This window comes from Arthrobacter sp. SPG23 (genome assembly GCF_000876655.1).
Taxonomy (GTDB): domain Bacteria; phylum Actinomycetota; class Actinomycetes; order Actinomycetales; family Micrococcaceae; genus Arthrobacter.
In genome coordinates, this window is the sequence record NZ_JYCN01000010.1 from 20,016 (window position 1) to 35,160 (window position 15,145).

A 15,145-nucleotide genomic window follows, 5' to 3' on the forward strand; every position below is an offset into this window, starting at 1 on the left:
AGGGTGCGTTCCCGTACTGGCGAGTAGAAACCGTGCTAGCACGGAAGTGCGGGCGGGGTGCCCGGAGCCACCATGGATACATCGGAACGCGCGGGAAACCGGCGGATCCGAAGCCCGGAATCGCCGGGCAAACCACCCCACCCACACCGCATCTTTCCCTCAGGAGAACCCCCCGTGTTCAACGCATCAAACACCAAGAAGTCCCGCACCTCCCGCCGCAGCAAGGCAGCCGTGGTGGCCGCCCTTGGGCTGGGCATGGTCGCAGCACCGTTCGCCCTGGCCGCCCCGGCCCAAGCCGCCGGCACCAACTACGCCTGCTCGGTCACCCCGCTCCGGCCGGCGTTCGCCGGGTTCAACTCCTCCGGCGTGAAGCTGGTGGACTACCAGATCCAGGTCCGCTGCAACGCTGACCGTTACATCAACATCACCCAGCAGCGCTGGGAGGAAGACGACTGGCCCAACCCCGACGACCACCTGGGCACCACCAACTTCAGCCGCCACCTGAACCAGTACAGCGGCACCGTGACCATTCACAACGTCCGCACCCTGGTGGACGGCGAGATCGGCAACGAGGAGCTTTACCAGAAGGTCAGCTTCCAGGAAGGCAGCAACGGCGTCTGGTCCCCGTACACCGGCTGGTACACCAGCGGCGTCACGTCAATGTCGAACTGACGCCCGTCCCCGGGGGCCGCTGAGCCCGGCTCCCCGCAACGCCCAAGGCCCGGTTCCCCCAACCGGGCCTTGGGTTGTTTAAGCCAATCAGTCCATCGCCTTGCAAGCGCTTGCGACACGAGCGCAAGGACGTCTACCATGGATAACATGTTGGTTAGTGTTGAAACGGTCGCGGAGCGAGCAGGAGTTTCGGTTTCCACGGTATCGCGGGCGCTGCGTTCCGTTCCCGGCGTTTCGGCAGCCACTCGCAAGCGCGTGCAGGACGCTGCCGATGCGTTGGGCTACTCCGCATCCCCGGCTGCGTCCCGCCTGGCAACCGGCAAGACCATGACCGTTGGCATCGTGGTGCCTGTGCTGGCCAAATGGTTCTTCGGAAAGGTCATCGGCGAGGCCACGCAAACGCTCCGGCAAGCCGGTTTCGATGTGCTCCTCTATGAGCTCGCCACGGCCGAACAGCGGCAGAGGTTCTTTGGCACCGTCCATCTGCACGGCCGCACGGACGGGGTGATCATCATGGCCCTGCAGCCGAGCCGGGAGGAACTGGAATCGCTCGCTTCGCAGGGGCAGAGGGTCGCTTTGCTCGGAGCCGAGTCAGCCGGTGTCGGATCCGTGAACGTGGACAACCGTGGGGCCGGGCGGGCTGCTGTGAGGCACTTGCTGAACCTCGGTCACCAGCGGGTAGCGTTCATCGGTATCCGCGATGAGGACGGCAGTAACTTGGGCGGTGTGCCGCCTCTTCAACGGCTCCTTGGCTACCGGGATGCCCTGGGCGAGGCCGGACTGGCCGGGGGCGACGTCCTTGAAGAACTCGATGAAAACAGCGTCGCGGGTGGCGCGGCTGCCATGTCCCGGCTGCTCGTCGCGGAGCATGCGCCCACCGCGGCATTCGTAGCCTCCGACGAGATGGCCTTCGGTGTCCTCAAGGTTCTCCGCCAGGCAGGCTTGGACGTTCCCCGGGACTTCTCCGTGCTGGGCTTTGACAACCACGAACTCTGCGACGTGGTGGGCCTGACAACCATGGACCACGCGGTGGCCGAACAGGGCCGGGACGTCGCCGGAATCCTCCTGGACGCCTTGGCCGGCTTGGACGCCTTGGACGGCAGCGTGCCCAGGACCCTCAGCCGGACCGCCAGGCTGGTTATCCGCGAGAGTACCGCACCACCCCGTGCCCTGCGCAGCACACCTGCCGGCTCGGACTCCCCGGATTCTGCCGGCCACTCCGCTCACCTCTGAAAGGAAACTTCATGCAATACCGCAAACTTGGCAGCAGCGGCATGTACGTCAGCGCCATTGCCCTGGGAAACTGGGCCACCCACGGCGAAACCGTGGACCAGGACGTTGCCACCGCATGCGTAGAAAAGGCCCTTGACCTCGGCATCACCACCTTCGACACAGCCGATGCCTACGCGGGCACTAAGGCTGAAACGATGCTCGGCGAAGCCCTCAAAGGCGTCCGCCGGGAGGGCATCGAGGTGATGACCAAGGCGTTCTTCCCCACCGGCCCCGGCATGAACGACCGCGGGCTGTCCCGCAAACACGTGATGGAATCCATCAACGGGTCGCTGCGCCGTCTCCAGATGGACTACGTGGATGTCTACCAGGCGCACCGCTACGACTACGAAACCCCGCTGGAAGAAACGATGGGCGCCTTCGCGGACATCGTGCGGGCCGGCAAAGCCCACTACATTGGCGTATCCGAATGGACAGTAAAGGAAATCCGCGCCGGTGCCGCGCTGGCAGCCGATCTGGGCATCCAGCTCGTTTCAAGCCAGCCGCAATACAACATGCTGTGGCGCGTCATCGAAGCGGAAGTAGTGCCGGCCTGCGAAGAGCTCGGGATCACCCAGGTGTGCTGGTCGCCGCTGGCCCAAGGTGTGCTTAGTGGGAAGTACGCCGGCGGCCGGGCCGTCCCGTCGTCGTCCCGCTTTAGCGATGGTGACGGGACGCTGAAGACTGAGCACAAGTTCATGCAGCCGGAGGTCCTGGAAGCAGTGGATAAGCTCAAGCCGATCGCCGCGGGCCTGGACATCCCCCTGGCAACCCTTGCGGTGGCCTGGGTCCTGGCCAACCCCAACGTCTCTGCGGCCATCGTCGGCGCCAGCCGGCCCGAACAGCTCGAAGACACGGTCAACGCCGCCGAGTTGGTCCTTGATAGCGAGACGCTCGAATTGATCGACGGCGCCCTGGGTGACGTTGTGGAACGCGATCCTGCCAAGGTGGAGTCGTTCCCCCAGCGGGTCTAGAGGCGCTGCAGCGAAAATCCTTCGCCCGGCAGGGTCCGCCCGCGCCGCCGTCGGACCTTTACGCCCCGTTCCAGCCCCGTCCCGCCCAAAAGTGCGGGACACTGGAAGTCACACCACCCACGGAAGCGGACACACTTTGATTAATCTCCAGCAGGATGCCGATGGCTACATTCGGATGAACCGGCATTTCCCGGAAAAGGTCCGGATCGCCGTCACCTTTGCCGACGGCACCACGGAGGAACTCTCCGGTGGCAGGCTCAACAAAGCCTACGACGAAGCCCTGGCCGAATTCCGCGCACAGAACCACCTGGATGCGCGGGGATACTCGCGGTCGCCGAAGAAGAAAACCAGCTCGGGCAACAAGATCGAGTTCGTCCCGGTCCACCCCGGCATGGGCGACTAGCTTTGACGGAGCCCGCCGGCCGGCTCGATCCGCTGCTCTATCCGTGGGATCCGCCCGAGACCTCGGGCGTCGTGGGCGCCGACGGTTTTCTGCCGCTTGAGCCCTCATCCGGCCTGGATGAAGCCCTTGCGCAGGCCAATGCGGCACCGCTGGAGTCCCGCTCCCTGGTGGTCTCCATCGGCTCGAATGCCAGTGCCGACGTGATGCGCCGGAAGTTCGCCGCCTACCGCCAGCCTGTCAGTCCGGTGCTGCCAATGGTCCGCGGGCAGCTCCACAACATCGCGGTCGGCCACTCCGCCCACGTGAGCAGTGCCGGCTACATTGCCGCCGCTCCCTACCCCCGGCCCGGGGAGCGCACGGCGGTGTGGGTGTCCTGGCTGGACGACCTCCAGCTGACGGCACTGGACGAAACCGAGCCCAACTACCGGCGGATCCAGCTCGACGGCGGCGCCTGCCCGCTCGCGCTCGACCACGGCGAGCGTCCGGAGGACTTCTCGCTGTTCACCTCGCGCTGGGGCGTTCTGACCGACGGCGACGGCGGGAAGCTTCCCTTCGTGGACCAGTCGGTCCTCTTCGGGCTGCTCGCCGGCAGCGGCACCGGAGACCAGGCGGAAGAGGGTAAAGCGGTGTTCGACGGCCCGCCGGAACTCGTGGCCGAACAGCTCGCCCGGCCGTCGGTCCAGGCATGGGCCAGGGACTGGTTCAGCTCGGCCGGCCTGGCCGCACCCGCGGACTTCGGCGGCCTCTGCGCAGAGTAGCCACCGCTGGCTGCCAGCCGCCGCGGGGCCGCCGGGCCGCATCAGCGCGCCGCGATGTGCTCCGCAACATACGCGGCATCCCGGCCGACGCCCGCCACGATGGCCGACCAATGCCCGTTCAGCCACGGCAGCCCCACGACGTACAGGCCAGGGTGCTCGGTGATTCCGCGGTGGTGCCGGGGATAGTTCCACTCGTCCAGCACGGGGATGTCCAGGATGCCGAAGTCCAGCCGGTAGCCGGTAGCCCAGAGGACGGATGTGATGTTCGCGGCGTCCAGGTCCAGCCGGGCGGGCTCGGACGGCAGCCAGTGGTCCTGGCGCGGCGGATCGGCCTCGGGTGCCTGAATCCCCGCCGCGGCAATATAGGCGTCGAACATTGGCTGCAGGCGTTGGCGGAACCCGGCCTCGACAATAGCCAGGCGCTCCGGAAGGTCGTCGCTGAAGGTGAGTCCGCCGTCGTCGGCTGCTTCCAGGTGGCCGTGCAGCCGGACGCCGCGGCGGCCGAGGTCGCGCAGGTGGATGTCGTGGCCGCCGTCGGCGCCGGAGAGCAGCGGGTTGCACATGAACCGCGCCGCGGGGGAGGGCAGCTGCTCTACGGCGAGGCCGTTCAGCCCGTACTCCGGACCGTGCAGGCCGATCTGGATCATCCAGTGGATCGCGTCCTTGCCGCGGTACCGGCGGGGTGCCTCGGGGCAGGCGGACACGGCCAGATGGACTTCGCGGCCCGCCGCCAGCAGGTCCTCGGCCACCTGCCCACCGGACTGGCCGGTGCCCACGATCAGGACGGCACCGTCCGGCAGCTGGCCCGGGTGGCGGTAGTCGTGGGTGTGCAGTTGCACGATGTGCCCCGGCAGACCTGCGGCGAAAGCGGGGACTTTCGGTTTCTGGTAGGCGCCGGTGGCCAGCACCACGTTGCGCGCCCGCCGGATGCCCTCGGTGGTGTCCATGCGAAAGCCGCCGTCCTCCGCCGCGATCCGGGTGACGTCCGTGCCGGTGCTCACCGGCGCGCCGATGCTCTCCGCATAGTTCCGGAAGTACCCGATCAGCTCGTCCCGCGGCATAAAGGCGTCCGGCTCAGGACCGTCATACGGCCTGCCCGGCAAATCCAGCGAGAAGTTCGGTGTGTTGAGGCAGAACGCATCCCAGCGGTCCTGCCAGGCGCCGCCAAGGGCGGCACGCCGCTCCAGCAATTGGTGTTCGACGCCGGCCCGGCTCAGCCAGTAGCTGGTCGCCAGGCCGGCCTGCCCCGCGCCGATCACCAGGGCGTCCAGAATCGGTCCCATGAAAAAACCATACGCCGGGCCGGGCAGGTTTCAAGGGGGTATTGGGGCTTCCGTCCGTGACGGGCTGCGGCACAACTCTGGAGTCCGCGTTTGTCACGGACGTGGTCGGCCCCTTTCGCCGAAGTCGGGTACGAGCCCGGCCCATGAGCGACGCACAGTTGCACGCGCAGTTGGCCAGCAAACGCTGTTAGTTTCCTCGCGGCAGAAGCCGCGCCAGCGCCCAGTCCCAGCCAATCAGCTCCTGCTCCAGGCGGACAGCCGAACCGAACTCGCCGTCAGCGAGAGACTGATACAACTCAGACTCCTCTGCCGTCAGCCGCGTAAGTGCGGCCGTTGCAGGCGTCGGTTCCGAGCCCCACGCATCGCGGTGTTCCAGCAGGGTTGCCCGGTCCATCAGCACACTTCCCACATGCGGATGGGCTGCCCTCAGTTGGTCCAGGATGCGGAAGCCATGGGTGTCCAGGTCACCCCAATAGAGGACCTCGCAGTCCTGAAGCCAGGCCGCGTCACGCAGCGCGGAAAAACCGTAGCCCGCACCGAAGAGGGCCAAAGCACCGGGCCGCTCCGGCAGGGCCAGGAAGTTGACGAGGTTTTCGGTGACGACCACCGTGCGGACCGGCAAACGTAAAGTGCGGAAGGCGTCCGCGGTTACCGTGACGTCGCGGGCGTCGCCCAGGAGCGGAATCTCCGGGTCCAGCATTCGGAACCGGACCAGTTCAGGCGGATGGATGAAGCCGTGGCGTTCAGCAAAACGCCCTGCCGGTGTGCGCGCTGCTGCGTTGCCGAGGACGGCATCGCCCGGTTCTGCATTGCCCAGGACGGCGTCCGTCTGTTCTTCGGCCGTCGGCTCGCTGGGCATGATCGCCTGCAGCGCTGCGGCCATCTCGTCCACCACCCGCCGATGGGTCTCCAGGAACTTGGTGTGCACGCCGGGCAGGCTCAGCTGCCGCACGTATATTCCGGGCGCCGGGGTGCTGAGTAACCAGAGGGCCACGCGCCCGGCTGTCAGCGCAGCTTCTTCCAGCGCCAGTAGCTGAAGCGGCCGCTTCCACGCCCACTGGCGAAGTGCCGGATCCAACGCCGACAATTCGTCCGCGAGTTCCCGGAACCGGGCCGCATTACGGGTCTTGCCGACGAAGGCGATCTCGTCGTCGACCGACTCGAACACCGCTGCGGCGGGCAGCCGGTTGGAACCGATGGTGGTCCGCCCGACGTCGGCGGTCTCCAGCGTGTAGCGCCCGGCAGCCACGAACAATTCGCTTGCCCACGCATGTGCGGCGGCGTAGTCCGTCCGGAGGCCGGCCGCCGTCGGACGTTTTAGCGGGCGGCGGCGGGGATATGCACCGGTAGGTTCCAGCAGTTCGCGCAGCAGCGCCCCGCTGTCCCAGGCCTTCAACGACAGAGCGCGGAGCATTGCCAGCGTGGTCCAGCCGCTGGTCCGCGGGCTGGTCCGTGCCCCTGGCCCCTCAGTCGGCACGCCGGTCCCGTTCGTCCCGGTATTCCTGGATGGTCATGTTACGCAGCTGCGAATCGTCGCCGTTGACGTTGGCCACGAATCCCACGTGGGACACAAACGGCTCGATCACATGGATCTTCTGCAACGGAGTCACGATGAGCAACTGCAGCTTCATCCGCTGGAACAGCTCCAGCCCGTACCGCGCCGACTCATCGGAGCCGCGGCCGAACGCCTCATCAATCACGACGAACCGGAAGCTACGTCCGCTCCCGGCGTTCTTTCCGGCGCCCTTGCCGGACGCGAGCCCGAACTGGAACGCGAGGGCGGCAGCCAGAATGGTGTAGGCGAGCTTCTCCTTTTGGCCGCCGGACTTTCCACCGGAGTCGGTGAAATGCTCAAACTCCTCGCCGGTCTCGGTCCACTTTTCCGAAGCGGAGAACGTGAACCAATTCCGGACGTCCGTGACCTTGGCCGTCCATCGTTCATCGAGGGTGGTGTAGCCGTCCCGGCCGCGGAAGCGTTCAATCAGCCGGGCAACCTGCAGGTACTTCTGCTCGGAATACTGGTCATCATCGCCGATGGTCCCTTCCGAACAGGCCCGCAGGTCCATCCCGAACTGCCTGACGTCCAGGTCGGTGCTGTTCTGGTGCTCCAGCTGGATGTGCCGGCCGGAGTTGTACTCGATCCCGGCCAGGGAAAGGTTGATTTCGCCGATCCGGTTCACGATGTCCTGGCGGCGGCTGTCCAGGAAAGCGTTGAAGGCCACCACCTCATGGATGGTGTTTTGGTTCAGCGATTCCTTGAAATGGGCCTCGAACCGGGGGAGGTCGTTGCTGACGAGCTGCTCCAGGAGCTTGGCGAAGTCGCCGGCTGCCTCGAGGGCGGCGTCGATCTCGACCGTCTCGTTCGGGTACGTGTTCCGGAACTCGGCCATGAGCCGGACAGTCTTTTCCGCGGCACGCGCGATCTGTTTGGAAAGCGCATCGATGCTGTCCGTCAGCCCGGACCGGACCGCACTTTCCACAGTGCCGGTGTTCTTGTAGGTGAGCGTTTTGCCGGCGAGTTCTGCGCCGGCGAGGCGGGCCACGGCAGCCAGCACCGCGCCGTCGCCCGTCAACGGGGTTTCCCTGAGGACGTCACGGCAGTCCGCGATCGCCTCGGCGATGTCCTTGGCCGCACCCTCATTGGAGCCGATCCGGCGCTGGACGTCGTCGGCCCGCGTTTGAAGGCGGTCCAGGGTCCCGGAAATCTCGGTTTCCTTCGCCGTGAGCTCCCGGAGTACATCGCTGGTGGATTCCAGCTGGGTCTTCTCCGCCTTGAGGTCCTCGATGCGCCGCGCGGTGAGCTGCCAGCTGACCTCTGCGAAGTCCGACACCGAGCCGATGGTCCCCAGCTGCTGGTTCTGCCGGCCGACGGCGCCCAGGGAAACGTTGACCCGCGAAAGCTGGCCGGCCACCACGCTGAGCTGCCCCTGGAGGTCGTCCTGTTCGGCGCGGAAGCGGCTGATCTTGTCGTGGTTGTCCCAGCCGAGGACGTAATTGCGGCGGTCCGAGAGGTCCTGCCGGTCGTCCTTTTCGTGCCGCCCGCGCCCGCCCTTGAGCTGGCCGTTGGCGGTGAGGGCCTTGGAGCGTCGGCGGAAATCCTCGAGGGTGTCGCAGCAGAAATAGTCAAAGCGGCTGCTGAGCTCATCCAGCAGGAAGTCACGGAACGGCGTTCCCTGTTTGATGGCGATTTTAGCGGCAAGGGTGCCCGCTTCGGCCGGCTTCGGCGCGTACGACTCGCCGATCTTCAGGTACACCAGCCGGCCGCGCAGGTTGTTGCCGTCCACCCAGCCGCTCACCGCAGCGTAGTGTTCCGACGGAACCAGGAGCGAGAGTGCAAAACCCCGCAGGGTGCGCTCGGCAGCGCCTTCCCACGCCGCTTCGCCGTCGCGGACGCGCAGCAGCTCGCCGGCGTACGGCAGCTCGGACTCCCGGATTCCGGTCCCGTCACACAGCCGACGGCGGAGCTCCAGTTGGGGGCGCGGTAGCAGGTTGGGCCGGGACTGCAGGCTGGTCAGCTCAGCGGCGATGTCGATGGCGCGGCTGGTGAGCACCGTGCGCGTCATGGTGAGCTCGGTGCGGCTGTCCTGCAGCTCGTCGGCCTTGGCGGCGAGCTCTATTTCGACTTCGGCGAGCCGTGCCCGGTTGGCGTCGAACAGCACGCGGTCCGCCGGGGCCTGAAGACCAAGGTCCGCCGCTGCCTCTGCGTACTTGTCAAACCGCGCCCGCTGCGCCCTAGACTCCTCGCCCAGCCGCGCGGCTTCGGCTTCGATGGCCGCCAGCCGTCCGCCGCCGTTGCTGCGGATGTCCTCCTTGACAGCCGCCAGGTCCAGCCGGAGCTGGGTGATTTCGGTGGCGAGCTTGCCGCTGTCCTCCTGCAGCCGGACGCCGGTGCTGTGCAGTTCGGCCTGGTGCTCGAGGCTGAGCTGCAGCTTCCGGTCCGTGAACCAGGGGTGCAGCTGGTCCCGCTGCCGGCGAGCGAATTCATCTTCGGCGCTCAGACTGGTGTGCTGGGCGGCGCCCTGCGTGATGGGCGTCAGCAGCGCGATCTGGTCCTTGGCCCGGAGGACGGCGTCGTGGGCCTTCTTCAGATCGTCGAAATGGTGGATGAGGTTGCCGATCCGGGCCTGGACGTCATCTTCTTCGAGCATGTTGGTGCGCACGAAGTTGGTGATGTTTTCCACCTGCTTCATGGACACCGTGCGGTGGAACAGTTCCATGGCCTGGTTGCCGCTGATGCCGAACTGCCTTTTGAAGGCTGCTGCGTAGGGCTCGAACGTGTCGTGGATGGAGGCGCCGGCCGCCCGGAGCTGCTTCTTCAGCTTCGCGGGGTCCTGACCGAAGTTGGCGAAGTCCCCGGCGATGGACTGCTCGCCCTCCATCAGCGAGTAGAAGCGGCTGGGCTGGCCTGCTTCCTGCGTGGCCCACAGGCTGATCGCCAGCGTGATCGATTTGCCGAGGACGGCGTTGTGGAAGACGCCCAGCACCACTGACAGTTTGCCGGTGCCGCGCAGCGCCACCGGCTTGGAGTATTCGCCGCCGGTGCTGCGGGTGCTCTTGTGGAAGCCGCGCACATAGGACATCAGGGTGCGTTCCTTCTTCTGTGCACCCGCGGCCTTGTTGTACTCGATCCTGTTGGCCGGCAGCAGCAGCGTGGTGATGGCGTCCACCACCGTTGACTTGCCGGAACCGATGTCGCCGGTCAGCAGGCTGTTGGATCCGTCCAGCCGGAACGTACGGACCTCCCGGTGGAACGTACCCCAGTTGAGCAGCTCCAAACGGTGCAGCCGGAACCCCGGGGGAGTACCGGCGTCGTCCGCTTTTTCATCGAGGCTGAACAGCATGTCCTGCTGGTCGGTCAACTGGGTGCTCACGGGAGGTTTCCTTCCGTCGTGTCGGGCCCCGAAGCGGTGCCGGTGCCCGCGCCGGTGAGGGAGGCACGGTAATCGGCCAGCCGCGCGTCGAACTCTTCCAGCCACTGGGCGTCAACGTAGGCCTTGAGGATGCGGGCCACCTCGTAGGTGCCGGGCTGGTTGCGGAGTTTGCGCAGGAAGCCCAGTTCCACCACTTTCTTAATGTTGGTGCCGAGCTGGTCCAGGATCCTGGCCTCGTTGCTGGATTCTGGCAGGAAGACGGCGACCATGTCTGCGATGTCCTGTTCGGTCATGATGAGGCGGAGCTCGCTGCTGTTGGTGTCGAATTCCAGCATCCGGCCGCGGAGCAGCGCCAGGAGCAGGCTGACGTTGAAGGTCAGCGGTCGCCGGGGGATAAGCCTTGGCAACGTACCGTCCGGGTCCTCACGCGATTTCAGGAATGCGTAGCCCTCGGATTCATCCAGGATGAGGTCCAGGCCCAGAACTGCCACGTAGTCGCGGACGTGGGAGGACAAGCCCAGCAGCGACTGCCAGACCTTCTCGTCCGACTCGGCGTACACCACGCCTTTGAAGAGCTTGGTCACGACGCCGGGAAGTTCTTCGGGCGCGTTCGTTGCCGGTGTATCAGTGTGGTTCATGCGGGCCTCACAAAGATAATCTGTTCAACGGTGGCTTCCCGGGTGCTGCCGTCCGGGAGCTGCCAGGACAACTGCTGGGTCCGCTCCGGGCTGATTGATGCCCAGTCCGATTCGGTGGCGAGCTGGTAGTAGGCCACGATCTCGGCCAGTCCCTGGGAGAGCGGGTAGGCCTCGGTGACGTCGCCCAGAGTGGCCTGCTCGGCTCCCGCGAGGACGGCGTCGATGTTGGACTTGAGCCGTTCCGTGTCCACATGGAACTGGCTAAAGAGGGCGGCGGCGTCCACTTCGGCATCGTTTGCCGCCACCACGACGTCGTCCACCATGATCCGCCGGCTGGGCTCATACAGGGGACGTTCAAAGGGCAGTGCGACATCCACGGACTGAGCGGCTATGTCCATAAAGACTCCCGGCGGTGCCTCGGAGCGCGTGGCGAGGGCGCCGGCTTCAATGCTGCGGACCAGCTGCATGATGCGCTTGTTCTCCAGGAACACCTTGTCATCCAGGAGCCGGCGCATTTGCTGGGACAGCTGCCGGACAGTGGCCTGGGTCTGTTCGACGGCGGGCAGCCAGTCCTGGTGGAGGTTCGCCACTGCGTGGAGGTTATCCAGTTTGGCGAGGGCATCGATCTGAGTGGCCCGCTGCAGCAAGTCCCGCAGTTCGGTGCGCAGCTGCGGGGACATGAGGTAGTCCCAGAAACCCTGGAAAGTGCGGCCTTGGAGGGAGCCGCTGATGTCCTGCTGGTTGGCGAAGATCGACTCCAGCAGCTCGCCCTGTGTGCCGTCCCAGGTGGCGATCTGTTCCCGGACCTGACGGTCCAGTTTCCGGAAGTTTTGTTCGACCTCCCGGAAGTCCGCCAGCAGATCCTTGGCGAGGGCGGTGAGCTGCTGGAAGTGGTCCAGCGCTTCCGGCCCGCTCATCACCTTGACGTGGCCGTCGCGGATCCGCTGCATCTCGGCGTCGATCCCGTCACGCTGGCGCTGGAGTTCCGCGAGCCGGACTTCCGGGTCCGTTTCTGACTGCTGGACGAGCTGCTTGAGCACGGCGAAGATGCTGGTCAGCCGCGACTGGGTGGCCACGAAGTCACGGCCGCGCAGGCTCTCCACCCACCGGACCACGTCCTCCGCCGTCGCAGTGAGGTCGTAGCGCGGCTCGTCCTGCCCGGAAACGTAGTACTTCCGCAGCCACGCCCGTTCCGGGGCGGCCCAGTCATCCAGGTATTCCGAGGCCTGGCGCGGGAACTTGTCATCGCCGTAGGTTTCACGCAGCCCGAACAGCACATCATCCAGGGTGTCGATCAGGTCCTGGCGGCCAATATCCCGCTGGTTGGGTTCGGTGAACGCCGCCATAAAAAACGCGATGGCGAGCGGGGCATTCTGTGCGCGGAGCAGAGACCATCCTGCGTGGTTCTCACGCAGTGCATTGATTGCGTAGTAGTCCATGGTGCCCCTGCGGTGGTTTTTTACGGCGGCCGGTCGCTAGCCCTAACTTATATGCCACCACAGACATCTTAGGAGGGGAATGCGAGCCGGCGGATGACGTCTCGGCCTGCTTCGGCCTGGCGGGGAGAAAGAGCGCCTGTTCTGCCGCCGGCAACGGAAGCCGGCTACCGGCGTCGTTCGTCACCTTTCCGGCTGTCCCGCGCTGCTGAACGGATTCACCGCCGGAATCTGCAACAATACTGGAGGTGTCCGGGCGGCTCAGCGCCCGGCGCTCTTAGTTTTGCAGCCAGGCTTCGCGGCCGCGGAAGGTGGGACGCATGCCGATGTGGGCGCAGGCCATGTTCTGGGGAACCCTGGCAGGCGGCGCGCTGGTGCTGGGTTCGTGGCTGTCGTGGAAGTGGACCATCCCCGCGAAGCTGGTTTCCTCCATCATGGCCTTCGGCGCCGGCGTGCTCATCTCCGCACTCGCCTTCGAACTGGTGGACGAAGCAGTGGACGGCGGCGGGTTGTGGCCCACGGCGGCCGGATTCCTTGCCGGGGCCGTGGTGTATGTCAGCGCCAACGCGCTGCTGGCACGCTCCGGTGCCAAACACCGCAAGCGCTCCAAGGGCCAGCAGCCCTCGGAAAAGGACAGCCCGGGCAGCGGCACGGCCATCGCCGTCGGCGCCCTCCTGGACGGCATCCCGGAATCCGTGGTCCTGGGCCTGGGACTCATCAGCGCCGGCGCCGTCAGCCCCGCGATGCTCGCCGCCGTCTTCATCTCCAACGTTCCCGAAGGACTCTCCAGCACGGCGGGCATGAAAAAGGCCGGCCGCAGCGCAAGGTATGTCTTCGGCGTCTGGGGAGGCATTGCGGTTCTTTGTGGGCTGGCGTCGCTGCTGGGCTACACAGCGCTGGAGAACGCGCCCGACGAAGCCGTAGCGTTCATCACCGCAGTGGCTGCCGGCGGCATCCTGGCCATGCTGGCGGACACCATGATCCCGGAGGCCTTCGAAGAGCACCACAACCTCACCGGACTCGTGGCGTCCGTGGGATTCCTGTCCGCCTTCACGATCCACCACGTGGGCGGGTAGCGCTGCCGCTTCCGACGCCGGGTGCCGGGTGCAGCGGCCGCGGCGGTGACCGGCACGTGCCGGTGATTCGCCGCGGCCACCGCTATGGCCGCAGTGACCGGTCGCAGCGGTGACTGCCACCGGGGCGGCCACCGCTGCTGCGGACGTTACGGCGCTTGGGTGCCTTCGCTTACGGCGTGGGGCTGCCGCCGTTGACGTTCAGCGTTTCGCCCACCACGTAGCTGGACTCGGCCGACGCCAGGAACACATAGGCCGGCGCGAGTTCGGCCGGCTGGCCGGCGCGGCCCAGGGGAGTGTCCTTACCGAACTCGGGCAGGGCCTCCTTCGGCTGGCCGCTGCTGACCTGGAGCGGGGTCCAGATCGGCCCGGGTGCCACGGCATTGACGCGGATTCCCTTCGGAGCGAGCTGCTGCGCCAGGCCCTTGGTGAAATTGTTGATGCTTGCCTTCGTGGTGGCGTAATCCACCAGCGTGGGCGACGGGTTGTAGGCCTGGATGGACGTGGTGTTGATGATGGTGGATCCGGCTGGCAGGTGCGGCACTGCCGCTTTGGTCAGCCAGAACATCGCGTAGACGTTGGTCTTCAGCGTGTGGTCGAACTGCTCATCGGTGATCTCCCCGATGTCCTGCTGGGCCACCTGCTTGCCGGCGTTGTTCACCAGGATGTCCAGGCCGCCGAGTTCGCGCACTGCCGTGTCCACTAGCTCGCGGCACACGGCCGCGTCCTTCAGGTCGCCGGGAGCCTTGACGGCTTTGCGGCCCGCCTTCTCGATCAGGTTTGCGATCCGTTCGGCATCTTCTTCCTCCTCCGGCAGGTAGGAAAGCACGACGTCGGCACCCTCCCGTGCGAAGGCGATCGCCGTGGCGGCGCCGATCCCGGAATCCGCGCCGGTCACAAGCGCCTTGCGACCCTCCAGCCTTCCGGTGCCGCGGTAGGTGTCCTCACCCAGGTCTGCCTTCGGTGTCAGCTTCGCGTCCAGGCCGGGCTCGGGCTGGTGCTGTTTGGGCGGCTCAATGTGCTCGTAGGCCGTCACGGGGTTCTTGAACGTGTACTGGTCGGTCATGGTGCTCCTCCGGAAGGGTTGCTCTCAACACGGACAGTCGGTCGGTGCCGGATGGCCGGCCCCGACGCATGCTAAGCATGCTTACCAATTCACCCTAACGAGGGTGTGTGAGAGTCGCAACGAGGGCGGGCTGCCGGGCAGGTGGGGTTGGCGCGTTCCGCTGCGGCGTGTGGCACGTGGTGCGCCGGCGAGACTGCCGGTGTGATGGGCTCCACAAAAACGTGCGACGGCGGAATGCTGGCTTGCGGGGGACCCGTAGCTCCCGCAGCCCCCGCCGTTGCGGGGTTTTTCGGTGTGTTCTGTGTGTTTGGGGGTGGATTTGTGTGGGGTGCTGTGGGCGTGTAAAGTAATTCGAGTCGCCGCCGCTGATGCGGAAAGATAGCGACCGACCCCCTTTCTGAATGGCCTGAAAAACGGCGCTGTTATGGCGTGCGGAAACCGGGCGGGGACCCTTCCTGTGGTGCTTGTGGATGGCGGAAACGCCGGTTTGCAAAGCGGTCCGGGATCGGGTAAGTTAGAAAAGTTGCTCCGGAGCGATCCACGGCTGAGATGTTGTGGTGGTGCCGGGTGTGTCTGTTGTTTGAGAACTCAATAGTGTGCCAAGTTTGTTGATACCAATTTATTTTATGGATTGGTTGAATTGACTGGATCCGCCACCCCGTGGTGTGGTCTGGTTTTTACAGCTGGTTTCAAATTTTGTGC

The 15,145-nt window shown here is 65.9% G+C and carries 12 protein-coding genes; 6 read left to right on the forward strand and 6 right to left on the reverse strand.

Translation table 11 applies throughout. The features are described from left to right. Positions 1–174: 174 nt before the first annotated feature. From TV39_RS04905 to TV39_RS21325, 5 genes are all read left to right on the forward strand, one after another. Positions 175–672, forward strand: coding sequence for a hypothetical protein (locus tag TV39_RS04905; RefSeq protein WP_043479213.1), 498 nt, complete (start codon positions 175–177; stop codon positions 670–672). A gap of 138 nt (positions 673–810) precedes the next feature. Then, a complete protein-coding gene (locus TV39_RS04910) occupies positions 811–1,905 on the forward strand; it encodes a LacI family DNA-binding transcriptional regulator (protein ID WP_052500494.1) in 1,095 nt (364 codons plus the stop codon). Positions 1,906–1,916: 11 nt separating this feature from the next. Continuing rightward, complete coding sequence (locus TV39_RS04915; RefSeq protein WP_043479215.1) at positions 1,917–2,915, forward strand: aldo/keto reductase family protein; 999 nt, start codon at positions 1,917–1,919, stop codon at positions 2,913–2,915. A 136-nt stretch (positions 2,916–3,051) separates the two neighbouring features. Further along, positions 3,052–3,318 carry a hypothetical protein gene (locus tag TV39_RS04920; RefSeq protein ID WP_043479217.1) on the forward strand — a complete coding sequence of 89 codons (267 nt, stop codon included), beginning with the start codon at positions 3,052–3,054 and terminating at the stop codon, positions 3,316–3,318. Positions 3,319–3,320: 2 nt separating this feature from the next. Continuing rightward, entirely contained in the window at positions 3,321–4,076 is a 756-nt protein-coding gene (locus TV39_RS21325) for a hypothetical protein (protein WP_052500495.1), read from the forward strand. A gap of 41 nt (positions 4,077–4,117) precedes the next feature. Here TV39_RS21325 and TV39_RS04930 read toward each other — a convergent pair whose 3' ends face one another. From TV39_RS04930 to TV39_RS04950, 5 genes are all read right to left on the reverse strand, one after another. Further along, positions 4,118–5,359, reverse strand: a complete 1,242-nt coding sequence (locus TV39_RS04930; RefSeq protein ID WP_043479219.1) for a flavin-containing monooxygenase — start codon at positions 5,357–5,359, stop codon at positions 4,118–4,120. Between the two features lie 187 nt (positions 5,360–5,546). Beyond that, positions 5,547–6,836 (reverse strand): Wadjet anti-phage system protein JetD domain-containing protein, encoded by a 1,290-nt coding sequence (locus TV39_RS04935; RefSeq protein WP_144406324.1) that lies wholly within the window; start codon positions 6,834–6,836, stop codon positions 5,547–5,549. Next, complete coding sequence (locus TV39_RS04940) at positions 6,826–10,230, reverse strand: ATP-binding protein (RefSeq protein WP_082049511.1); 3,405 nt, start codon at positions 10,228–10,230, stop codon at positions 6,826–6,828. The genes TV39_RS04935 and TV39_RS04940 overlap by 11 nt, the downstream gene beginning before the upstream one ends. Beyond that, on the reverse strand, positions 10,227–10,868 hold the full coding sequence (locus tag TV39_RS04945) for a DUF4194 domain-containing protein (protein WP_043479223.1): 642 nt from the start codon (positions 10,866–10,868) through the stop codon (positions 10,227–10,229). The genes TV39_RS04940 and TV39_RS04945 overlap by 4 nt, the downstream gene beginning before the upstream one ends. Beyond that, positions 10,865–12,307 (reverse strand): DUF3375 domain-containing protein, encoded by a 1,443-nt coding sequence (locus TV39_RS04950; protein WP_043479225.1) that lies wholly within the window; start codon positions 12,305–12,307, stop codon positions 10,865–10,867. The genes TV39_RS04945 and TV39_RS04950 overlap by 4 nt, the downstream gene beginning before the upstream one ends. 317 nt (positions 12,308–12,624) lie before the next feature. On the opposite strand from TV39_RS04950, the gene TV39_RS04955 reads away from it, so the two are divergent. Further along, complete coding sequence (locus TV39_RS04955) at positions 12,625–13,380, forward strand: ZIP family metal transporter (protein WP_043479227.1); 756 nt, start codon at positions 12,625–12,627, stop codon at positions 13,378–13,380. 169 nt (positions 13,381–13,549) lie between these two features. On the opposite strand, the gene TV39_RS04960 is transcribed toward TV39_RS04955, so the two are convergent. Beyond that, positions 13,550–14,443, reverse strand: coding sequence for an SDR family oxidoreductase (locus TV39_RS04960; RefSeq protein ID WP_043479229.1), 894 nt, complete (start codon positions 14,441–14,443; stop codon positions 13,550–13,552). Positions 14,444–15,145 lie beyond the last annotated feature (702 nt).

Bases quoted from the DNA above. Each gene is read 5' to 3' on its own strand.
- TV39_RS04960 (WP_043479229.1), bottom strand. From the start codon at position 14,443: ATGACCGACCAGTACACGTTCAAGAACCCCGTGACGGCCTACGAGCAC.
- TV39_RS04955 (WP_043479227.1), top strand. From the start codon at position 12,625: ATGCCGATGTGGGCGCAGGCCATGTTCTGGGGAACCCTGGCAGGCGGC.
- TV39_RS04950 (WP_043479225.1), bottom strand. From the start codon at position 12,307: ATGGACTACTACGCAATCAATGCACTGCGTGAGAACCACGCAGGATGG.
- TV39_RS04915 (WP_043479215.1), top strand. From the start codon at position 1,917: ATGCAATACCGCAAACTTGGCAGCAGCGGCATGTACGTCAGCGCCATT.
- TV39_RS04930 (WP_043479219.1), bottom strand. From the start codon at position 5,359: ATGGGACCGATTCTGGACGCCCTGGTGATCGGCGCGGGGCAGGCCGGC.
- TV39_RS04945 (WP_043479223.1), bottom strand. From the start codon at position 10,868: ATGAACCACACTGATACACCGGCAACGAACGCGCCCGAAGAACTTCCC.
- TV39_RS04910 (WP_052500494.1), top strand. From the start codon at position 811: ATGGATAACATGTTGGTTAGTGTTGAAACGGTCGCGGAGCGAGCAGGA.